Origin of the sequence: Methanoculleus formosensis (assembly GCF_025384765.1) — an archaeon.
Classification (GTDB): domain Archaea; phylum Halobacteriota; class Methanomicrobia; order Methanomicrobiales; family Methanoculleaceae; genus Methanoculleus; species Methanoculleus formosensis.
The window spans coordinates 61,754-82,191 of the sequence record NZ_VHLL01000006.1; the positions used below are offsets into that span (position 1 = coordinate 61,754).

Annotated in this window: 18 protein-coding genes; 7 read left to right on the forward strand and 11 right to left on the reverse strand. The window is 62.9% G+C overall.

Annotated elements, in window-relative coordinates:
* Positions 1-41 precede the first annotated feature (41 nt).
* From pfkA to FKB36_RS10300, 4 genes are all read right to left on the reverse strand, one after another.
* Complete coding sequence (gene pfkA / locus FKB36_RS10285; RefSeq protein WP_261597978.1) at positions 42-1,013, reverse strand: 6-phosphofructokinase; 972 nt, start codon at positions 1,011-1,013, stop codon at positions 42-44.
* Positions 1,010-2,221 (reverse strand): phosphoglycerate kinase, encoded by a 1,212-nt coding sequence (locus tag FKB36_RS10290; RefSeq protein ID WP_261597979.1) that lies wholly within the window; start codon positions 2,219-2,221, stop codon positions 1,010-1,012. Before FKB36_RS10290 ends, pfkA begins: the two co-directional genes overlap by 4 nt.
* Positions 2,222-2,469: 248 nt before the next feature.
* Positions 2,470-2,838, reverse strand: a complete 369-nt coding sequence (locus tag FKB36_RS10295) for a PRC-barrel domain-containing protein (RefSeq protein ID WP_261597980.1) — start codon at positions 2,836-2,838, stop codon at positions 2,470-2,472.
* A 173-nt stretch (positions 2,839-3,011) separates the two neighbouring features.
* Positions 3,012-3,257 carry a ChaB family protein gene (locus tag FKB36_RS10300; protein WP_261597981.1) on the reverse strand — a complete coding sequence of 82 codons (246 nt, stop codon included), beginning with the start codon at positions 3,255-3,257 and terminating at the stop codon, positions 3,012-3,014.
* 182 nt (positions 3,258-3,439) lie between these two features.
* Between FKB36_RS10300 and FKB36_RS10305 the strand changes: the two genes are divergently transcribed.
* On the forward strand, positions 3,440-4,549 hold the full coding sequence (locus tag FKB36_RS10305; protein WP_261598078.1) for a TIGR04013 family B12-binding domain/radical SAM domain-containing protein: 1,110 nt from the start codon (positions 3,440-3,442) through the stop codon (positions 4,547-4,549).
* Between the two features lie 2 nt (positions 4,550-4,551).
* The gene (locus tag FKB36_RS10310; protein WP_261597982.1) at positions 4,552-5,193 is read left to right on the forward strand and encodes a metallophosphoesterase family protein; all 642 of its coding nucleotides are present in this window, start codon (positions 4,552-4,554) and stop codon (positions 5,191-5,193) included.
* Here FKB36_RS10310 and cyaB read toward each other — a convergent pair.
* Both cyaB and FKB36_RS10320 read right to left on the reverse strand, forming a co-directional pair.
* A complete protein-coding gene (gene cyaB / locus FKB36_RS10315) occupies positions 5,180-5,710 on the reverse strand; it encodes a class IV adenylate cyclase (RefSeq protein WP_261597983.1) in 531 nt (176 codons plus the stop codon). The genes FKB36_RS10310 and cyaB overlap by 14 nt on opposite strands.
* 36 nt (positions 5,711-5,746) lie before the next feature.
* A complete protein-coding gene (locus FKB36_RS10320) occupies positions 5,747-7,243 on the reverse strand; it encodes an AAA family ATPase (protein ID WP_261597984.1) in 1,497 nt (498 codons plus the stop codon).
* 140 nt (positions 7,244-7,383) lie between these two features.
* Here FKB36_RS10320 and FKB36_RS10325 point away from each other — a divergent pair, with 140 nt between their 5' ends.
* The 5 genes from FKB36_RS10325 (at position 7,384) to FKB36_RS10345 (ending at position 14,806) form a co-directional block, all read left to right on the forward strand.
* Positions 7,384-8,115, forward strand: a complete 732-nt coding sequence (locus FKB36_RS10325) for a peptidylprolyl isomerase (RefSeq protein ID WP_261597985.1) — start codon at positions 7,384-7,386, stop codon at positions 8,113-8,115.
* 906 nt (positions 8,116-9,021) lie between these two features.
* Positions 9,022-10,920, forward strand: coding sequence for a ribosome rescue protein RqcH (gene rqcH, locus FKB36_RS10330; RefSeq protein WP_261597986.1), 1,899 nt, complete (start codon positions 9,022-9,024; stop codon positions 10,918-10,920).
* Positions 10,917-11,942 (forward strand): mRNA surveillance protein pelota, encoded by a 1,026-nt coding sequence (locus FKB36_RS10335; RefSeq protein WP_261597987.1) that lies wholly within the window; start codon positions 10,917-10,919, stop codon positions 11,940-11,942. Before rqcH ends, FKB36_RS10335 begins: the two co-directional genes overlap by 4 nt.
* A gap of 725 nt (positions 11,943-12,667) precedes the next feature.
* Positions 12,668-13,030: an EMC6-like membrane protein gene (locus FKB36_RS10340; protein ID WP_261597988.1), complete on the forward strand. Its 363-nt coding sequence runs from the start codon at positions 12,668-12,670 to the stop codon at positions 13,028-13,030.
* 6 nt (positions 13,031-13,036) lie between these two features.
* Positions 13,037-14,806: a ribosome biogenesis/translation initiation ATPase RLI gene (locus tag FKB36_RS10345; RefSeq protein ID WP_261597989.1), complete on the forward strand. Its 1,770-nt coding sequence runs from the start codon at positions 13,037-13,039 to the stop codon at positions 14,804-14,806.
* A gap of 358 nt (positions 14,807-15,164) precedes the next feature.
* On the opposite strand, the gene FKB36_RS10350 is transcribed toward FKB36_RS10345, so the two are convergent.
* The 5 genes from FKB36_RS10350 to cheB are packed head-to-tail and all read right to left on the reverse strand — an operon-like array spanning position 15,165 to position 20,437.
* On the reverse strand, positions 15,165-16,316 hold the full coding sequence (locus tag FKB36_RS10350) for a hypothetical protein (RefSeq protein ID WP_261597990.1): 1,152 nt from the start codon (positions 16,314-16,316) through the stop codon (positions 15,165-15,167).
* The gene (locus FKB36_RS10355; RefSeq protein WP_261597991.1) at positions 16,313-16,804 is read right to left on the reverse strand and encodes a chemotaxis protein CheD; all 492 of its coding nucleotides are present in this window, start codon (positions 16,802-16,804) and stop codon (positions 16,313-16,315) included. Before FKB36_RS10355 ends, FKB36_RS10350 begins: the two co-directional genes overlap by 4 nt.
* Before the next feature lie 16 nt (positions 16,805-16,820).
* Entirely contained in the window at positions 16,821-17,441 is a 621-nt protein-coding gene (locus tag FKB36_RS10360) for a chemotaxis protein CheC (protein WP_261597992.1), read from the reverse strand.
* A 13-nt stretch (positions 17,442-17,454) separates the two neighbouring features.
* On the reverse strand, positions 17,455-19,410 hold the full coding sequence (locus tag FKB36_RS10365; RefSeq protein WP_261597993.1) for a chemotaxis protein CheA: 1,956 nt from the start codon (positions 19,408-19,410) through the stop codon (positions 17,455-17,457).
* Complete coding sequence (gene cheB / locus FKB36_RS10370; protein ID WP_261597994.1) at positions 19,403-20,437, reverse strand: chemotaxis-specific protein-glutamate methyltransferase CheB; 1,035 nt, start codon at positions 20,435-20,437, stop codon at positions 19,403-19,405. The genes FKB36_RS10365 and cheB overlap by 8 nt, the downstream gene beginning before the upstream one ends.
* Position 20,438 lies beyond the last annotated feature (1 nt).

Below are 20,438 nucleotides of genomic sequence, written 5' to 3' on the forward strand. Positions count from 1 at the left end.
CTTTTTTGGTGGGAGAGGGAACTTCCGGCCCCGTACCCCGCCTATTCCGAGAGGAACGGGAATATCCGCACTAAGTCCTCGTTGAGCGGTTTCTTCTTCTGCCAGGTCTCTTCAAGCGGAGTGCATCGAAGGTTGCCGCCTACCTCTCCCACCATGCATTCGCGCTGGCCCTCGAGCAGTGCCTCGACGGAGGCAACACCGAGGAGGCTCCCGAGCACCCGGTCGCGCAGCGTCGGCGGCCCGCCCCGCTGGAGGTGACCGAGGACGACGACCCTTGAATCGAAGTTGAGGCGCTCGCCGACCTCCCGGGCGATCTCAAACGAGACGCCCGGCGTCTTCCCCTCCGCCACTACCACGATCGCGCTCTTCTTCCCCGTGATGAACCCCGCCCGTATGCGCTCGCTGATCCGGGCGATCGAGACCTCTTCTTCCGGGATGACCAGTTCCTCGGCGCCGCCGGCGATACCGCTCTCGAGCGCCAGGAACCCGGCCGTCCGCCCCATCACCTCGATGAAGAAGAGTCGTTCGTGAGAGCGGGCGGTGTCGCGGATCCGGTCGATCGCCTCGACCGCGCAGTTTGCGGCCGTATCGAACCCGATGCAGTAGTCGGTCCCGTAGACGTCGTTGTCGATGCTCCCCGGCACCCCCACGAGCGGTGCCGTATCTGCATCGGCGGCGAGCAGGCTCGCGCCATGAAACGTCCCCTCACCCCCGATCAGGATGATACCGTCAAGCCCCAACCGTTCGATGGCCTCCGCCGCTTTGAGCCGCCCCTCCCGGGTGTAAAAGTCCGGGCTCCGCGAAGTTTCCAGGATGGTGCCGCCCATGTGGATCGTGTTCCGGATAGCCCTCCGGTCGAGCGGCACCCCATCACCGGCGATGAGCCCGGTATATCCCCGGCGTATCCCGACGACGGCAAGGTCGTTCGCGAGCCCGGTCCGCACCGCCGCCCGGATGCAGGCGTTCATTCCGGGCGCGTCGCCCCCGCTCGTCAGGATGCCGATCCGCTTCACGGCCCCTCCGCATCGTCGAGCGCCTCAACGCCCGGGAGCGGCTTTCCCGCGAGCATGGCGAGGGCTGCACCGCCGCCCGTCGAGACATGGGTCATCTCGTCGGCAAGCCCGAACCGTTGTACCGCATCCGTGGTCGAACCCCCGCCGATGACCGTTGTGCCGTCGAGATTGGCAAGGGTCGCGGCGATCCGGCGCGTCCCTTCTGCGAACTCCGGGATCTCGAAGACCCCCACCGGGCCGTTCCAGGCGACGGTCCGCACCGCCCGAAGCTCCCGGGAGAACTCATCGACGGCCGCAGGCCCGATGTCGGCGATGATCTGGCCGTCCGGGACCTCCGTCGCGGGCACAACCCGGTTCGGGACGCCCGCTTCCAGCCTCTCCGCGACGATGACGTCTGAGGGCAGAAGGAGACGGACGCCGCGTCGTTCCGCATTCTTCTCGACCCTCCTGACTTCGTCCAGGCGGTCGGTCTCGACCTGCGACGCACCGGTCCGGTAGCCCCGGCTCGCAAAGAACGTCGCCGCCATGCCGCCCCCGATGAGGAGGAGGTCCACCCGGGAGATGACGTTATCGAGGAGTTCCAGTTTGTCGCTCACCTTGGCGCCACCGATCACCACGGCAAACGGCCTCTCGGGGTTCTGCAGGATGCGCGTAAACGCGTTGACCTCTCTCTCCAGGAGGAGCCCGGCCACCGCCGGCAGGTAGTTCGGGACGCCCACGATCGAGGCGTGGGCCCGGTGGGAGGCCCCGAAGGCGTCGTTGACGTAGATCTCGGCGAGACTGGCGAGTCCCTCTGCAAAGGCAGGATCGTCCTTTTTCTCTTCCGGGTGGAACCGGAGGTTCTCGAGGAGAACGATATCACCGTCGTTCATCGCCGCGACCGCGCTCTCCACCTCCGGCCCGATGCAGTCATGGAGTGCGGCGACCGGCCGGTCGAGGAGGAGAGAGAGCCGGTTCGCCACGAGGGCGAGGCGCAGCCGTCCCTCGACCCTGCCCTGCGGCCGGCCCAGGTGAGAGCAGAGGATCACCCGCGCCCCCCGCTCGCAGAGATACTGTATCGTCGGCAGGCTGGCCCGAATACGGGTGTCGTCGGTGATGGCGCCGGCTTCGTCGAGCGGTACGTTGAAGTCGGTGCGAACGAGCACCCTTTTGCTCGTCACGTCGATCTCCCGGACAGTCTTCTTCCGTCTTGGTATCACGTTCTGCATACCGATGTACCCCCGGAGCAGCGGAGAACTAGGGGGGTTCCTTGCCGCATATCCGGGCGCTGGATCCCCTTATCCGGCTGCCTCCCGTCTTTCAGCCGTTCTCCGCCGGATTACGGTCTCGCAGTGCATGCGTGCCCCGGCATATATAGTGTTCGGAGATGTAACTCCCCGGAGATCCCAGAAGTGCCGCCGGCCCCGGTCACCGGAAGGGGCCGGCGGTGGTCGAATTCCGGTTCACTTCAGCAGGTTCACCGCTCCATGCGGCGCTCCCAGTAGGGCGTGTAGCCGTAGTGGCTGTACATCCCGGTGAGCCATCCGCGTTCGGCGGTCGTCGGCCAGTTATCCTTGTCGAAGCCCGGTGCGTTCTCCAGCCGCTCTTTTGGGACATCAAGGACGAAGGTGTCGTCGGTCGCGTTGTACCGCAGGGCCTCCCAGGGAACGGCGAAGAGTTTGTCGCCGAATCCCAGGACTCCTCCAAACGAGAGGACGGCATAGGCGACGCGGCCTTCGTTCGTATCGATCACGACGTCCTTAATCGTCCCGAGATCTTCACCCTGCGGGTTCCTGACCGAGTAATCCGCGATATCCTTTCCCCGGATGATACTCCGTGTCTGCATCTCTGTAGCAGTTCCTCTCATGTGGATCACGTCTCCATCTTCGTGGAACGTCCTGTCCCACGGTAAGAGGGTGAATACAGGCCGGGAATATTTAATCCTTATTGAAATATTCTTGCGGTCGGATATATTTCTCCCAGGGCGTGTTCTCCCGGTCGGGAGCCAGGAGCACGAATCTACTGCTTCGCCTCCTTCCGTTGCCACTCTCCCCCAGACCCTTTCCCATAGACCTGCTCCACCGCCGCCCAGGCGACTTTGTGGGCAACCTCCTCACGTGAGTCTTGTGGGTTTCTTCGCTCCGAGGGGTCGGCGTACTGCTCCCAGGCGCTGTTGAACGCTTCACGGTAGATATCCTGGCCGTGCCCGGGAAGCGCCTTTCTCACCGGTAGCGGCAGGTCTTTGTTCAGTCCGTACTTCGGCATTGCCCCTCACAGCCGATCTGCGCCGTCTCTCCCATCCTCACAATGAACGTATCGGTTCGGCGAAAGGCCCGGCAGGTCGTCACTTTAATCGCCTGTCAGGAGAGATAGGTGGATACATGCCGTGCAGGCAGAACCGCCGGGATCCCGGTGAGCGCACGCTGCACGGCCGGAACACCGCAGAGATGAAGGTATACTGGCGACAGATCTCCCAGGCGAGCAACTCCTTCGCCGCGCTTGCCGCAGCGTGCGAGGTACACGGATACGATATCGAGACGGCGGACGGGCCGCGCTCCGACGTCACCCTCTACAGCCTGAACTCGATCAATGAGCGCCTCTACCGCGACGAGATCGCGGGAGCCGACTGCGTGACGATCGTCGGCGGCCCCCACGCCTCCGCCTGTTACCAGGAGGTGGCGGGGTACGCCGACTACGTCGTCGTCGGGGAGGGGGAGTACACCCTCCCGGCCCTTCTTGCCGCCATCGAGGAGGGGAGGGCGCCTCCTCCCGGGGTCGCGACCGCGGCCGGCTACACGCCCGCCCGCCATACCGTCCTCCTCGACGGCTACCCCCCCTTCTCGCGGGTCAAGGGTTTCGTCGAGATCACCCGGGGCTGCCCGTTCTCCTGCGGCTACTGTCAGACGCCGCGCCTCTTCGGAAGGTGCATGCGCCACCGTTCTATCGATGAGATCGTCCGTTACGCCTCGCGCTTCCGGGATATCCGGTTCGTCACCCCGAACGCGTTCGCCTACGGTTCGGACGGCGTTCATCTCCGTCTCGACAAAGTCGAGCGTCTCCTCCGGCGCCTCGACGGCCGGGTCTACTTCGGCACCTTCCCCGGTGAGGTGCGCCCGGAGTGCGTCTCGCAGCAGTCGGTCGAACTCGTCCTCGAGACCTGCGCCAACACGCGCCTGCACTTCGGGGCGCAGTCGGGGAGCGACCGTGTGCTGCGCCACCTGCGCCGCGGACACACCGTCGAGGACGTTGTCAGGGCGATCGACCTCTGCCGGGAGAACGGTCTCGTCCCGGTCGTCGATTTCATCCTCGGGCTGCCGTTCGAGAGCGACGACGACCAGCGCGCGACGCTCGATCTCGTAAAGATGGTCACCCGGGAAGGAAAGGCGCACATCCACTACCTTATGCCGCTTCCCGGGACTCCTCTTCAGAACGCCCGCCCCCGGCCGCTCCTTCCCGAGACGGAGAAGGTCCTTGGGAAACTGGCGCTCGGCGGCAGAATAACCGGCTCGTGGATGGATCATGAGATAAGGTTTTTTAGACGCACTCCTCACCTATAGGCATGACGGATGTGCTACTCCTAGCAGATCTGCACGGTAACTACGGAAAGCTTGACGCTTTTCTCAGCTACGACTACGATGCAGTCATCATTGCAGGCGACATCACCAACTTCGGTCCACTTGAGCCTGTAGATTCGGTACTCTCCAACTTTGAGGTGCCGTGTTTCGCAATCCCCGGAAACTGCGACCCCCGCGAGATCGTCGACGTGCTCGAGCGCTCGGATGCGGTCTGCCTGCACGATTCATGGATCGCGCTCGGCAAGATCACGCTCGCGGGCCTTGGCGGTTCGAACAAGACCCCGTTCGACACGCCGTTCGAGTTGACGGAGGAAGAGATCGACAGAGACCTCACCCGGATCACCAAGAACATGGACAAGAACATCCACAACGTTCTGCTCTGTCACGCCCCGCCTTACGAGGCGCTGGACGTCGTCGACGATAACCACGTCGGCAGCCAGAGCATCCGCAAGCACATGACCCGGTTCGATCTGGTCTGCTGTGCCCACATCCACGAGGCACGGGGCGTCACCGAGGTCGACGGCGTCAAGATCGTCAACCCCGGCCCCGCTTCAGAAGGCTACGGCGCTATCATCCGTTTCGGGAAGGAGCCAAAAGATATCAATATCGACCTTATTGCTGTTTAGAGAGCAGCATCTCCAGATACGAGGTGTAGACCGGTGGACCATCTACACCCAATTCTTTTGCAATAGCCCCAATCCGGTCGGCGGCATCTTCTTTGTTCTCTTCGGTCAGGATCTCGATCTCGGCGAACGTCCCGAGCCCCTCAACGTCGTCAAGCGTGACCGTCACGTCTCCCATCTCGTAGAACTCCCGGACCTTCGAGACCGTGGCGGTCCGCCGGAACCCGAGGCGGGAGAGGATCGCTTCAAGCGTCTCGCCGTCGGCAACCGCGAGGTTGAACTCTTCGCGGGCCTTCGCGCTCCCGACCCGGATCTTCGGGCCCTTGTAGGTCATGGCGACCCCGGTGTCGTCGTACCTGACCCGTAACGCCTCGTCCGTCTCCCCGAAATCGCGGTGCGGGGCGTTGTAGTAGACGTCGCGCTCCTGCTGTCTTCTTTCCATCCGCATTCCCTGCCGGCCGAGCTCGGTCCTGACGCTTTCTAGGTCTTCGACCGCAAATTTTGCTTCTATCTCGAGCATGTCGTCAGATCGTCTCCCGGGAACGCTGATAAACCCTTACTCTCCGACCGTGAGCGGGCCGGAGGCCTTCTGCCGGATGAGGTCTCTCTGCCGCTCTGCGGCGGCGAGGAGCGCGTCGTCCCCGAGACGCTCCGCGGAGACGACCGCCCGCTCCGTGAGGATCAGGGCGGTGTCGTGGTCGTCGCGGTGGTGGAACCGGAGCCCGATCTCCAGGTTCAGGTCGGCGGCCTTCCCGTACTCGTGCGCATCAAAGAGGTGACCGGCAAGCGAGAGGAGGACGTACAGCCTCCCCGGGAGGCGATGTATGGAGCGCTCGAAGCAGTCTGCTGCGCGGGCGTTGAGCGCAACCCCCCTCTCTTCAGCGAGGTCGCGCCTGCAGTGCTCCTGCAGGAGAGGGTGCGCAAAGGCATATTCACCGTCCGGAAGCCTGCGGAAGATGCCGCTCGCCAGCAGCAGGCCGGTCGCCGGCGTCACGTCCGTCTCCGAGAGATCGAGCATGCAGGCCATGACCGGCACGGGGAACGGGGGGTTTAAGACGCAGAGGTCCTCCGTCCACGCCCTCACGGGCCCGGGGAGCGCGGCGAAGGCAAGCCCCGCCGGACCGTCTGCCCCGGCGATGACATCCGCGACGTTCTCCCGGGATGGTGCGAGCCCCCGGCCATACAGGGCGTTAAAGCATGCCATAAGGCTGAACGGGTCGGCCGAGGCCTCTTCGAGGAGGGCGGCGGCCGGATCGTCGATAGCGAGGCCGAACCGCCTCTCTCCGAGTTCATGGATCTCGTGCCTCCGCATCTCGGAGAGCTGCACTTCTACGATACCGAGTTCCCGGATCTCCTCCTGCATCGCCGCATACCCGGAACCGGCGCCATCTTCCGTCCGACAGGTGAAGGCGAAGAGGATGCCGGGCGGGAGGTTGCGCACGACGTCCTGGAGGAGGCGCCGGTCATGGCTCGAGGCGAGGTGGACGTCGTCTACGAGGACCGCCGCGACACGGCCGGTCATGCTCACCTCTCTCCCGAGTTCCCTGAGCAGTTCCTCGAACGCCTGGTACACGTGGTTGTATCCGACCTCGGGCGACCGGGCGAAGACGCCGACGATCTTCTCGCCGTCCTTCGGGAGCAGGCCGATCGGCTCGACCGGAGCGGCGTATTTCTCGAAGACGTCATCGGCATACCGGAGAGCCTCCCTTATGCTCTCGGCATCAGGGACCCTTCCGGATGCCGAAGACCGCCGGAGATCGTTCAACAACTCCCGGAACGCAGAGAAGATCATCCCCGGGAGGTCGAAGACCTCCGCCCTGAGGACGGGTGACTGCCGCCCGCCGGGGCGTGCCCGGACCTCGTATGCGAGCCGGTTCAGGAACGAACTCTTTCCGATTCCCGGTGGGCCGGATATCATCATCGCCTGCCCGTGCTCTCCCGCCCGCGAGAGGACGGCCGGGAGTTGCTCAAGTTCCTCCTGCCTGCCGCAGAACTCCTCTGGAGGCGAGGGGGCGTACGAGACCCCGCTGGCCTGCTGCTGTATCTCGTCCATGATCCTCGGGGGGTGTTCCGGTAGACAGTATAAATACCATTCCATCCAAATAAATTGGAACAACAAGACGCAGGCATGCGGCGGACCGGTGCGGAAGGTGTTCCGGGCTCGCAGTGCATCTGCTATTCAAGGTGAATGGAATGGCACTTCAGGAAGGAGATTTTATCAGGCTCAGGTACACCGGCCGCGCCGGTGAGAATATCTTCGATACCACGGATGAGGAGAACGCAAAGGAAGAGGGGATCTACAACCCGCAGGCGGAGTACGGTCCCGTCACCGTCCGTCTGGGGAGCCACCATATCATCCTCGGTCTTGAGGACGAGCTGATAGGGAAAGAGGTCGGCGCCGAGGGCGAGGTCGAGATCCCGCCAGAGAAGGCGTTCGGGGCGCACGAGGATGACGCTGTAAAGTCCGTCCCGGTCTCGCAGTTCCGCGAGAAGCCCCAGAGGGGGACGCGGATCGAGGCCGAGGGCCGCGAGGGCGTCGTCGTCGACGTCATCGGGAGGCGCGCAGTCGTCGACTTCAACCACCCGCTTGCCGGCAAGACCCTGAACTACTCCTACGCGATCCTCGAGAAAGTCGAGGAGCCGGTGGAGCAGATCAAGGGCCTCATCAAGCTCTTCTCGGGCAGAACCGATATCGGGATCACCATCGCCGACGGCACGGCCGAACTGGAGCTCCCAGCGGCGATCACCTACGACCGGCGCTGGATGGTCTGGCGGGGTACCCTCGTCCGCGAAATATTCGAGAACTACGCCGATGTCAACGATGTCGTCATGAAGGAGACGATCTCCCGCCCGAAGAAACCGGAGGCGGCGCCCGAGATCATCGAGACCGCCGAACCCGAAGAGACGAACGAGACTGAGGAGTAATTCTCCTCTGCTCTTGTGATTTGTTTTTTCTTTTGACTTTGTTGAATCCCTCCTCTAAAGGCCGAATTGCCTCCAGAGTTATCCGCACATCATCGACTCACGGGAAGTGCGACTGCCATCCGGCAGGAGTTTGAGCATTCGGAAGCGAGGGCAAAACCCCGTACGCTGAACCGTGGGGATATCGCGGCTGGGGGGAGTGCGACTGGTCGAAGGGCAGGAACACGAGAAGGACAAAGTTCTTTGAGAGGGCAGGGGAGGGGGGATGCTCCCCCCTCCCCGCCGGCCCCACCCCCGCGTGGCGATATCCACCTGAAATCCGAAGACGGTGACATGTGAACCGAAGAGAGCAGCGTAATTCAATTAAGATTCTCAAAAAGTTTCGAGTCACAATTTCCTCAACGGCCACCTCCTTCAGATTCCCATCCCCCGGCTCCTGCTCCCCGCCTCATCTGTCGCGCCTCCGGGCCATCGCATCCTATGGACAGTTGTTTCCAACAAACCGTCGCTTCCTAGGGGATTTTCATCCTCCGATGCTTTGGTTTGTGCCCTCCGGTCAGTCACAACTCATGCACGGCTTTTCCTGGGGTATACGCCTGAGCACTACCCCCGCCCTGAGGGCGGGGGAGGAGCGCGAAGCGCGGGCGGGGTGGGGGTTACAGGTGTCCGAGTGTAAGGTAGAGGCAGGGGAGGGGGATGCTCCCCTTCGAAGAGCTTCGTTCTTCTCGTGCTCCGTTCCTGTGGAAGGTCGCACCTTGCATCTTGCGGTGCTCACGCTCTGGTTCTCCGAACCGTCGCATTCCCTGCCATTCCCACCCTCATACCTCCGCCCGATTCCCACCAGATCAAGAACCTGCGTCACTCGCCCGTACCCTTCTTTAGGTACCGGGCCGAATGTATTCTGAATCAATGGCGACACTACAGGGAATGAGCGGGGTCGATCTTCGGGCGCTGGTAGCGGAGGCTGCCGATCGCCTCCCGCTCTGGGTCGGCAAGATCTACCAGTTCGACGCGAAGACCCTCGGCATCAGGCTGAACGGCGAAGACCGGGCAAAATACTTACTTCTCGTCGAGACGGGGCGGCGCGCCCACTTCACCGCGGAGTTTCCCGTCCCCCCGAAGAACCCGCCGAGTTTCGCGATGCTGCTCAGGAAGCACCTCGAAGGCGGAAAGGTGCTCGGTATCCGCCAGCTCGGGCTCGAGCGCACGATAAGCCTCGATATCGGGAAACGGGACACGACCTATCACCTCATCTTCGAACTCTTCGACGAGGGGAACGCCGTCCTCTGCGGCGAAGACTACACAATCATAAAACCCCTCTGGCATCACCGGTTCAAGACCCGGGAGGTCGTTCCGGGTGCGGTCTACGCCTTCGAGGGATCCGACTGCCTGTCTCAATCATCGGAGGCGTTCCAGACGATGCTCGTAGAGTCCGACCGCGACATCGTCCGGACGCTCGCCGTCGGGTGCATGCTCGGCGGCGCGTATGCCGAAGAGGTCTGCCTGGCGGCGGGCGTCGAGAAGAGCGCCGCCGCCGCGGAAGTGGACGCGGAGGCTGTCCGGGGAGCGTTCGAACGGTTGATGGCGGATGTCGGGGGGCGCCGTGAGCCGGTGATAACGGCGTCCGGGTGCTGGCCGGTGGTGCTTGCCGGAGAGGAGGTTCGCGAGCGGTTCTCGACCTTCAGCGAGGCGCTGGATGCGTTCTACCCGAAGACGGCGTCCGGGAAGGAGGAGGCCGCGGCCGAGAAACCCCGCCTCTCCCAGACGGAGGTGATCCGCCGGCGGCAGGCGGAGGCGATCAAGGGGTTCGAGAAGAAGATCGAGCGCAACCAGCGGATCGTGGAGGTGATCTACGAGAACTACACGGCCGTTGCCGGGATCATAGCGACGCTCGACGACGCGAGCAAGAGCCGGTCGTGGCAGGAGATCGAGCAGATCCTGAAGGCGAACGGCGATAACCCCGCGGCAAAGACAGTCCGGGCGATCCACCCTTCGGAAGCGGCTGTGGACCTTGACCTCTCGGGGGAGCGGGTGAAGACGTTCGTCCACGAGACGATCGAGCAGAACCTCGGCCGCTACTACGACCAGATCAAGAAGTTCAAGAAGAAGAAGGCAGGCGCTCTCGCGGCCATGGAGCGCACAGTTCCCGAGAAGGCCCGGACGAAAAAGAACCTTGTCCTCCGGAAGAAGCGGTGGTATCACCGCTTCCGCTGGTTCACCACCTCCGACGGCATCCTCGTCATCGGCGGACGGGACGCCTCCCAGAACGAGGAACTCGTCAAGAAATACATGGAAGGGGGCGACCTCTTCGTCCACGCCGACGTCCACGGCGGGAGCGTCGTCATCGTGAAGGGCACGACCGAACACCTCGATGAGGCCGTGCTGTTCGCCGCCTCCTACTCCAACGCCTGGAAGGCCGGGCACTTCACGGCAGACGTCTATGCCGCCCGGCCCGACCAGGTGAGCAAGACGGCCGAGTCGGGCGAGTACGTGGCCCGGGGAGCCTTCATCGTCCGTGGGGAGCGGCAGTACTTCAGGAACGTCTCGCTCGGGGCGGCGATCGGCCTTGCGATGGCGCCCGAGGTCGCCGTCATCGGCGGCCCGCCCGGTGCCGTCACGGAGCGGGCGAAGGTGTGGGTGGAACTCCGTCCCGGGCAGTTCGAACCGAACGACACCGCAAAGAAGGTAGTCCGGGCACTCAGGGAGAAACTCTCGGAGGACGAGTGGAAAGGGCTCAAGAACGCCCTGAACACCGAAGCGGTCGCCGCATTCGTCCCGCCGGGAGGCTCCGATATCGTGGAACCATGAAGGCCGAAGTCCGGGAGATAAAGAAGCAGTTCGGCGAGATACGCCTCTTTCCGGAGACGCTCGACGACCTCTGGCACCTCTCCCACCTGGTCGGGCCGGGGGATCTCGTCTTTGCGACGACGTTCCGGAGCGTGGAGGCGGCGACCGATAAACTCCGGCCGGAGAAGGTCGAGAAACGGCCGGTGCGGCTCGGTATCCGGGTCGAGAAGGTGGAGTTCCACCAGCACACGAACCGTCTCCGGATCGCCGGCGTCATCGAGAGCGGGGTGGACCTCGCCGCGCACCACACCCTGAACGTCGAGGCCGGGTTCGAGATCTCGGTCATCAAACGCTGGCGGTCTGTGGACTGCGAGCGGCTCCGGCGGGCCGTCGATGCCTCTGCATACGGCGTGGTTCACGTCGTGAGCGTCGAGGAGGGGGAGACGCAGGTCTACCGGCTGCGCCAGTTCGGCCCGGAGTGGGTGACGACCATCACGGCCGGGAGCAGCAAGGGTGCCGAGACCGGCACCCGGTCGGTGCTCTTCGAGAGGACGTTTGATACCGTCTCCACGGTCACCGGCCCTCTCGTCGTCGCGGGCCCGGGGTTCGTGAAGGACGAGTTTGCGGATTACGTGAAGGCCCGCGCCCCCGACCTCGCCGGGCGGATGGTCGCTATCGAGACCCGGAGGATCGGGCGGGGCGCCGTGCAGGAGGTGATCGGGCAGGGGATCCTTGACCGGCTGCTCGGCGACCTGCACCTTGCCCGGGAGGTCGGGCTGATGGACGAGGTCCTGCTCCGGATCGCGACCGAGGGCGCCGTTGCCTACGGGATCGACGAAGTCCGGAGAGCGGTCGCCTACGGTGCGGCGGAGACGGTGCTGGTCGCCGACACCCTGCTCCGGGACGATGAGGCTACGGGCGTCATCGAGCAGGCCGAGCGCGTCAACGCAACGGTCGTGGTGCTGAGCACCGAGTTCGAGCCCGGGGAGCGCCTTGATGCCATCGGCGGCGCTGCGGCGCTCCTGCGGTATAAGATCGAGTGAATCGGGTTTTTTGTGAGGGGGTGTGCTCGCCTCCCTCACCTGTCTCTATCGTGTAAGGTTCTATCAATAGCCCCCACCCTTCCCGCGCTTCGCGCTCCTCCCCCTTCCTGCGGGGCGGGGGCAGTCATGGCGATATCCGATGAACAGCCGTGCATGGTTCTTCTCCAGAGTCTTCCCATACACTGGACCGTGGTGGATATCGCCCCTGGGGGAGGGGCCGACGGGGAGGGGGAACGAGTTCCCCCTCCCCTGTCTCTAACCTGTAAGACTTTTCCAGCAGCCCCCGCCAATTCGGTATATCTGTCACCCCCACCCCGCCCGGCCTTCGGCCTCCTCCCCCGCCCCTCGGGGGCGGGGGCAGTGCGTGGCGATACCCTCTGGAAAGCCGTATCCCCGGGGCAGCACCACATTTTCCCGCATCTCTCCGTTCAATGGGGATATCGGCCTTGGGAGAGGGGGCGGCTGGGAGGCGGGACGGCCCCCTCCTCTGCCCCTCCTGTATAGGTTCCTTCTGTGACCTCTCACCCATATCCCGCGTGAAAAGCGGTCGGGATCACCCTGCCCCGCCGTTCCACCCGGTGGGACCTACCTTTTATTACCGGAGAACGCTCTATAATGTAGTAATTCCGTCAATCCCGGGAAGTGGCCCGAAGCCGGTTTGCTCCCGGCGGGCCGCCGCCCCGAAGGGACTTCCCTTTCAGGACTGGCGCAACACTGGTGTCACGATGAGCGAGAATGCGGTAGCAGCAGAGTCTGAAAAGACACGGCCACGGACGCGTGCCGAGAAACGGGCTGAGCACAGGGATCGGATAACACGGACGCTTGTAGCCTGCTTCATGGGCATTCTGGCCGGAGGACTCTCGTTCTACCTCTCCGGCACGCCTGACCCGACAAGCGGTCTTCAGGAGAACGCCATCATCGGGATCCTTCTTCTCATGGCGGGCGTCGTCTTCCAGAAACACCTATTCATGCTCATCCGGGTCGACTACATGGCGCTGACCGGAAAGGACTGGTTCTACCAGAGCTTCATGACGTTCGCGCTCTGGTTCATGACCTGGACGATCCTCCTGACCACCACCGTTCTGTGATCTCCCATGCGTATTGCTGTTGTACACCGTGACCGGTGTCACCCCGTAAAGTGTGGCACCGAGTGCATCCTCTACTGTCCCCGCGTCCGGACCGGTGACGAGACCGTCGTCATCGGCGAAGACCAGAAGGCCGTCATATCCGAAGAGCTCTGTGTCGGGTGCGGCATCTGCGTGAAGAAGTGCCCCTTCCAGGCACTCGACATCATCAACCTCCCCGAAGAACTCGACCAGCCGACCCATCGCTACGGTCAGAACGGTTTTGTCCTCTATGGCCTCCCGATCCCCGTCGAGGGGAAGGTCACCGGCCTCCTCGGGCCGAACGGTATCGGGAAGAGCACGTCGGTGAAGATCCTCTCGGGCTCGCTCGTCCCGAACCTGGGGAGGACCGACGCCCCGGTTGCCTGGAAAGAAGTCCTCGACCTCTACCAGGGAACCGAGCTCTTCGACTACCTCCTGGTACTCTCGCAGAAGAACGTGAAGGTCGCGGTAAAACCGCAGTACATCGACCAGATCCCGAAGGTCTTCTCCGGTTCGGTGCGCGACCTCCTCGCGACCACCGACGAGCGCGGCAAACTTGACTACTACATCGACCGATTGGCACTCACGGCGGTCATCGACCGGCCGATAACGACCCTCTCCGGCGGCGAACTCCAGCGGGTGGCGCTCGCCGCCTGCTTTGCGCGTGACGCCGACTTCTACTTCTTCGACGAGATCACGCCCTACCTCGACGTCTACCAGCGGATGGCCGCCGCGAACCTGATCCGGGAACTCGCCCTGGAACGGCCGGTCGTGATCGTCGAGCACGATCTTGCCATCCTCGACATGCTTGCCGATACCGTGCATATCGCCTACGGTGAACCGGCGGTCTTCGGCGTCATCACCCACCCGAAGGGCGTCCGGGTGGGAATCAACCAGTATCTGGAGGGTTTCCTCCCTGAGGAGAACGTCAGGTTCAGGACGTATGCGGTGACGTTCGATGCCCGGGCGCATGCCGCCGACTCGGACCGGGAGGTGCTGCTCGAGTTCCCGGCGATGACGAAACGGTTCCCGCAGTTCTCGCTCACCGTCGACGGTGGGGAGATCCGGAGCGGCGAGGTTCTCGGGGTGCTCGGGGCGAACGGTATCGGGAAGAGTACGTTCGCCCAGCTCCTCGCCGGGGTGCTCGAACCCGATACGGGCGCGATGGATACCCGGGTTCGGATATCCTACAAGCCCCAGTATCTCAAGGGCGATACGGAAGCGACCGTCGAGGAGCTCCTCCGGCAGACGACGACGAAGTTCGACACGTCATACTACCAGCACGAGATCCTGGAACCCCTCTCCCTTGCTCAGCTCCTCCAGGCGCCGGTGAATACCCTCTCCGGCGGCGAACTCCAGCGGGTGGCGATTGCGATCTGCCTCTCGCGTGACGCCGACCTCTACATCCTGGACGAGCCGAGCGCCCACCTCGACGTGGAGCAGCGGGTGAAGATCTCAAGGATGATCAGGAAGCATGCCGAGGGGCGGGCCGCGAGCACGCTCGTGATCGACCACGACATCTACGTCATCGACATGATCAGCGACCGTATCCTGGTCTTCGAGGGCGAACCTGGCATCAACGGCAAAGCAGCCGGGCCGTTCTCGATGGCGCCGGGGATGAACCGGTTCCTCGAGGCGCTCGGGATCACCTTCCGGCGGGATAAGAGCGGACGGCCGCGGATCAACAAACCCGGCTCGTTCCTTGACCGGGAGCAGATGGCCGCCGGAGAATATTACTATACGGAGATCTCGAAGTAGTGGGCGGCGGGAAGTTTTTTTTCTTTTCGGCTCTGTTGAAACCCTGTTCCGATCTTCATCCATTCCCTGATGAGGGTGGTGCCATACCTGGCCTGTCCCTGGGACGACCTTTTTTCTTGGACATGTCCTCATGCAGTGGACCGTGGGAATATCGCCATTGGGGGAGGCGGCTCGCGGGGAGGGGGGGCGCGCCCCCCTCCCCTGTCCCCACCCCCCTTCGGCGATGTCCACTGGAAATCCGTGTCCGGGAGCGTTGATGAACTGCACTCAGTTTTTCAAAAAATGCTCGCAGACACGGGGGACAGTGGGATCAAGAAAGCCGGCGGTCCCTCCTCAGTTCCCCGCACTCAAGTCCCGCTCACCCGGGGATCACCGCGCCGACCAACCCCTCAAAAAATGCCCGGACTCCCTCAAACAGCCCGGCACTCTCCTCGGGTGTCACCACCGGCGCCGGAGTCGCGGGCAGGGGCGTCTCGGTCACCACCGGGGTCGGCACCGGAGCGGCGGAGAGGCTGAGGGCGGCGTGACCCGCCATCGGCGGGATGTAGCCCACGCTTCCGGGAACGACGAACCAGCACCGGCCGTAGGCATCGACGAAGAGCTTCTTGACGAAGTTCGAGCGGATGCCGTCTCTGGACGTGATATGCAGGGCAACGCCGGATCCGTTCCATCCGTATATCCCGTTGTCGGATGCGATGTAGAGCATCCCTTCGCGCGTTGCCGCGATATCGTTGATCGTGACCGGGAACGTGCTCAGGTCATCGGCGTCAAGGACCGGGGTAACCCCTGCATCGGGAGCATAATGGAGAACCGTTGTGCGATTGAAGAGGTACACCCCCCCGAACGGATCGACCCGCACTTCGGAGACCCGGCGGAAGGTGTCGCTGCCGCAGGTGACCTGCTCGAAGCGGGCGTTGCCCTCCCGATCCCTGAGCACCCGGACTCCGTCGCTCTCCGACCCGACGACGAGCGCATCGCTCGCGGCATCGACCGCCATGCTCACGATGGTATAACTCCCGAGGCCTTCGGGCCCGGCAGGCTTGTACCACGTCCACTCTCCGTCCTGGTAGCGGTGGAGGCCCGCCCGGCCGGTGGCAACCCACATCTCATCCCCCCACCGTGCGATGCAGTTGATGTTGAGGTTCTTGAGGAACTGCAGGTTCTGGATGTCACGGTATCCCGTCCCGTCGCCGATCTGCAGTCCGTTCGGGTACCCTATCCAGAGGTGCCCGCTCGCGTCGAGGGCGACCGTGGTGACCATGGTTTCGAGGGGTGCGATCATCCCATAGGGCGTCTCGTCCGGGTGCCGCGCGTTGACCGAATACCAGGTGCCGTTCTGTGTGTATACGGAGATCCCGCCGTCGGTAGCAAAGATGACGTCCCCGTACCGGCCATTGATCACGTCTTTTACCCCGGCGGACGCGATGCCTGAGTTGTAATCGGGCACTTCGACATACAGGGCTGATGCAAAAGGGGTGAAGAGGGCTGTCGCGGCTAAAATGAGTATCAAAGCGCGGCGCATGTCCCGTCCGCCCTCTTGATGATGAGGCGGCCCTTTTCTTCCGGCCAGTAATACACGGACCGCCCGACCTTGCCGCCGGTCTCCTCATGCTCGATCCTGATGCCCTGCTCCTGGAGCAGTCCCTTCACCGCAACGGCGTTTCGCTCGCCGATGTTCAGGGAGTTGGCCGAAAACTCAAACATACTTGCGCCGCCGACCACAATTGCGGTGATCGAGGATTTTGTGCTCCCGGCTCTCCCCATCTCTCCGAGGAGAGCATCTATGGCCGTATCTGCGAACTTACCCGGGCGATCCACCTCTCCCCGGCTTTCGGGGAGCATGATGTGAGCGAGTCCCGCAAGGGACCTCCGCTGGTCGTGCAGGATGAGCGCGATACAGGACCCGAGCCCAATCGTCCCCATGGGACATTTCCCGACCCGGAGCTCGCCGAGGCCCAGAATTATCGCTGTCTCTTCGCCGAAAAAATTGTTCTCCATGGTATCCCGGAGGTAGTTATGAGAGCGGTTCCATCATCCGTTCCAGCATGAGGAACAGCTGCTGCGTAAGTTCGGTGTTCGGAAGCATGTAGATGCTCCCATAGACCGGCGGCGCCTCGCTCGTGAGTTCGGTGTTGAAGATCAGGACATCGTTCACGTCGCTCGCCACCTGCGCGACGACCGACTCGAAAGCGGCATGCGCCATATCGATGGCCAGCGCCGGAGGAGACGGCAGCATGACGATACCCAGCAGTTCGGCCGTCGCATCAAGGAATGCCGATATCATGATGTTCCCGATCTCGATCGCAGCGCTCTGGTCCATCTCGTTGATCTCGCGATCGAGATCGGCATCGACGGTGCCGAGCATCTGGTTCGTCAACTGGATGACGGTCTCCCGGGGCATGCTGACGACGACGTACCCGCCGTCTGCGATCTCTCCCTGAATCTGGAAGACGACCATGGCGGTTATCTCATTGCTGATGTATTTGTGGAGATCGGCGATATCGATGGCCTGCACCTCCGGCACCGTCATCTCAATCGGGCTCATCAGCATCTGCGATAATGACGTTGCCGCGTGAGCGGCACCGATGTTCCCAAGTTCTGCCAGCGCGTCCTTCTGAAATGGATCCAGTTCCATGAACTATTCTCTCCTAAATCATTGTATTTACATCGAGTACCGGCACGACATCCCCATCTCCGGGGATGGTGATCCCGCTGATCCCCCGGCAGTTGCCTGCAATGCTGGAGAGCGGTTTCACCACTACTTCCTGTTGGCCGTCGACGGTATCGACGACGATGCAGCATCTCCTGCCGTCGTTCTGCAACACAACGAGCGTGTTGCTCTTCTCTGCCCGGCCGAACATATCCTCAAGGCGATGCATGGGAAGGGTCTGGTCCCGGAGCAGGATCGCCTCGCTGTTGCCGATCCGGTGAATCGCCTCCGGTCTTGTCTGCGCCACCTCGACGACGTTGCTGATCGGGATGGCGCATCGCATGCCGTTGATGTGCACCATCATGACATCGATGATCGCCATCGTCGGGGGGAGGACCAGCTCGAACCTTGTTCCTCTGCCGACCTCGGTCTCGACCTTGATCGTCCCTTTGAGCGATTCGATCGTCTTCTTGACTACGTCGAGTCCGACGCCCCTGCCGCTGATGTCGGTGATCGTCTCGGCCGTGCTGAACCCGGGCTCGAAGAGCAGGCCGACAAGTTCCTCTTTCGTTGCGTTTGCTGCCGCCTCAGGCGCCATGAGGCCCTTTTCAACGCCTTTCCTCCGGAGTCTCTCATGATCGATGCCGGCACCGTCGTCCTCGATCTCGATCACGACGTTGTCCTTGTCCCGCCGCGCCGTCAGCCGCAGAGATCCCTTCGGGGGTTTACCGCTGGCTTTTCGGATCTCCGGTGTCTCGATACCGTGGTTCACACCGTTCCTGATGAGGTGCAGGAGCGGGTCGGAGAGTCCGTCCATCATGCTCCGATCGAGTTCGGTCTCGCCGCCCTCGATGGTGAGCTCGACTTCCTTCCCGTCGTGGTTTGCAACGTCCCGCACGACGCGGGGAAGGCGGTTGAAGATACGCTCGAGCGGCATCATCCGGATCCCCATCATGAGGTTCTGGAGGTCGGAGACTGAGCGGCCGACCATGGAGAGCGCCTCATCGAACTCCTTGATACCGTGCTTCTTCGCGATCTGCTCGAGCCGCCCGCGATTGATAACAAGATCCTCCACCAGGTTCATCATCCGGTCGAGCCGCTGGATGTCAACGCGGATGTTCTTGATCTCCCGGCTCTTCTCGGCCTTCGCTGCTCGTTGCACCTGCTGTGGTGACGGTTCGGGCGTTTGAGCCTCCTTGCTTTCCGCAGGGGGGGTGATGGGTAAAGCAGCCGGCAGCGAACCTCCCGCAGAGAGGGCAATGAGCGAGAGTTCCGTGCCGGAAGCGATCGTCCTGAGCGCATCCTCCCCCGCCTCGCTCTCGATAAGAACCTCGAACGGCCCGTCGAACATCCCGTCCTCGAGGAGTTCCCGCGCAGGGACCGTCGAGAGGATCGTCCCGAGTTCTTCCAGATTCTGCAGGAGCAGCATCGCCCGGACATCTTTCATCGTGCTGGATGGGTCGACGGCAACCGTCAGTGTATACAGCGGGCGATCATCGGCGTCTTCCACCGGTTCGGGAGTGGTCTCGGCCGGGGGTGCTGCACCGGGAGATGGCCCCTCCTCACCCTCTTCTTCGGCAAACGCCTGAAGTTCCTGAACCAGGCTTGCGGACTGCTCGTCGGACGGGGCTCCTCCCGACTCGATAGCATCCAGCATCTCCTCAATCGTGTCGGTGCAGGTGAGCAGGAGATCGGTGAGCGACGCGTCAACCTCGCGCCGTCCGCTGCGGATGAGGGAGAATACATCTTCCATCGAGTGACAGAGATGTTCCATCGCATCAAATCCCATCGATGCAGACATGCCCTTGAGCGTGTGCGCGGACCGGAAGATCTCGTCAATGGCGGTCTGCTGGTCATCCCCGGTCTCGAGAGCAAGGAGGTTGTTCACGATGTTCTCGTGATTCTCCCGTGACTCCTCAACAAACAGCTTCCGATATCCCTCTTCATCAAACATGATTCACCTCGAGTTGCTTGACTGCTCTCGCGATCTCGTGCGCGAGACCCTTGAGCGGAACCACCTTATCGACGCAGTTCCTGGAGAGGGCGGAGCGCGCCATCCCGTATACGAGGCAGTCCTCTTCGGCGCATACCATCGTCCTGCCGCCCGCTGTCTTCACCGCGAGCATCCCCTCGCCGCTGTCGTTCCCCATCCCCGAGAGGATCACGGCGACGGTGCGCGGGCCGAATACGTGTGCTGCAGAGGTGAAGGTCGTGTCGACAGCAGGCCGGACCGCGTGCAGGCGGGGAGCGGTCGAGTGGATGATTCGCCCGTGTTTTTCTCCGCTCTTTGCTGCGACTCCCGAGATGACGGTATGAAACCCGGCCTTTGAGATCAGGACTGTTCCGGTCTGCAGTCCGTCTCCGTTCTCCGTCTCTTTCACGGGGAGAGCAGAGACCCTGTTCAGACGTTCGGCGAGCGATGCGGTGAACCCCTCGGGCATGTGCTGGGTGACGACGACCGCGGCAGGCAGGTCCGGCGGAAGTGCAGAGAGGAGCGTATCGAGCATCGGTGGACCCCCGGCGGAAGAGCCTATCACAACGACCGCATCTGCCTCACTCCGGCTGGCTGCAGCAGGTCTTACGATCGTCGGGAGCGCGACAAGGTTTCTGATCTTCTGGATGAGTTCGCTCTCGATGCCCCTGACGTTCGGAACATCCCTCGGTTTGAGCATGAAATCGTCTGCCCCGAGCCGCAGCGCCCGGTGGGTCATATCGGCCTGGCGGGACGTCAGGGTGCTCAGGACGATCACTTTCGGTTTCGCGCGAACTTTCGAGAGTGCTTCAAGCGTCTCAAGGCCGTTCATTCGGGGCATCTCGATGTCGAGCGTGATGACATCGGGTTTCAGATCGGATATCTTTTCGAGGGCATCGATGCCGTTGACCGCCGTTCCGACTACTTGGATATCGGGGGCGTCTTTGAGCAGATCCCGTAGTATCGTGCGTATAAAGAGCGAATCGTCGACGATCAGAACCCGTATCATG

Excerpts from the sequence above, each read along its gene's own strand:
- FKB36_RS10295 (WP_261597980.1), bottom strand. The coding sequence starts at position 2,838 with ATGCAGACACGGAGTATCATCCGGGGAAAGGATATCGCGGATTACTCG.
- FKB36_RS10335 (WP_261597987.1), top strand. The coding sequence starts at position 10,917 with ATGAAGGCCGAAGTCCGGGAGATAAAGAAGCAGTTCGGCGAGATACGC.
- FKB36_RS10320 (WP_261597984.1), bottom strand. The coding sequence starts at position 7,243 with ATGGACGAGATACAGCAGCAGGCCAGCGGGGTCTCGTACGCCCCCTCG.
- FKB36_RS10345 (WP_261597989.1), top strand. The coding sequence starts at position 13,037 with ATGCGTATTGCTGTTGTACACCGTGACCGGTGTCACCCCGTAAAGTGT.
- FKB36_RS10325 (WP_261597985.1), top strand. The coding sequence starts at position 7,384 with ATGGCACTTCAGGAAGGAGATTTTATCAGGCTCAGGTACACCGGCCGC.
- FKB36_RS10365 (WP_261597993.1), bottom strand. The coding sequence starts at position 19,410 with ATGTTTGATGAAGAGGGATATCGGAAGCTGTTTGTTGAGGAGTCACGG.
- cheB (WP_261597994.1), bottom strand. The coding sequence starts at position 20,437 with ATGATACGGGTTCTGATCGTCGACGATTCGCTCTTTATACGCACGATA.
- FKB36_RS10310 (WP_261597982.1), top strand. The coding sequence starts at position 4,552 with ATGACGGATGTGCTACTCCTAGCAGATCTGCACGGTAACTACGGAAAG.
- FKB36_RS10360 (WP_261597992.1), bottom strand. The coding sequence starts at position 17,441 with ATGGAACTGGATCCATTTCAGAAGGACGCGCTGGCAGAACTTGGGAAC.
- rqcH (WP_261597986.1), top strand. The coding sequence starts at position 9,022 with ATGGCGACACTACAGGGAATGAGCGGGGTCGATCTTCGGGCGCTGGTA.
- cyaB (WP_261597983.1), bottom strand. The coding sequence starts at position 5,710 with ATGCTCGAGATAGAAGCAAAATTTGCGGTCGAAGACCTAGAAAGCGTC.
- FKB36_RS10300 (WP_261597981.1), bottom strand. The coding sequence starts at position 3,257 with ATGCCGAAGTACGGACTGAACAAAGACCTGCCGCTACCGGTGAGAAAG.
- FKB36_RS10355 (WP_261597991.1), bottom strand. The coding sequence starts at position 16,804 with ATGGAGAACAATTTTTTCGGCGAAGAGACAGCGATAATTCTGGGCCTC.
- FKB36_RS10340 (WP_261597988.1), top strand. The coding sequence starts at position 12,668 with ATGAGCGAGAATGCGGTAGCAGCAGAGTCTGAAAAGACACGGCCACGG.
- FKB36_RS10305 (WP_261598078.1), top strand. The coding sequence starts at position 3,440 with ATGAAGGTATACTGGCGACAGATCTCCCAGGCGAGCAACTCCTTCGCC.
- FKB36_RS10290 (WP_261597979.1), bottom strand. The coding sequence starts at position 2,221 with ATGCAGAACGTGATACCAAGACGGAAGAAGACTGTCCGGGAGATCGAC.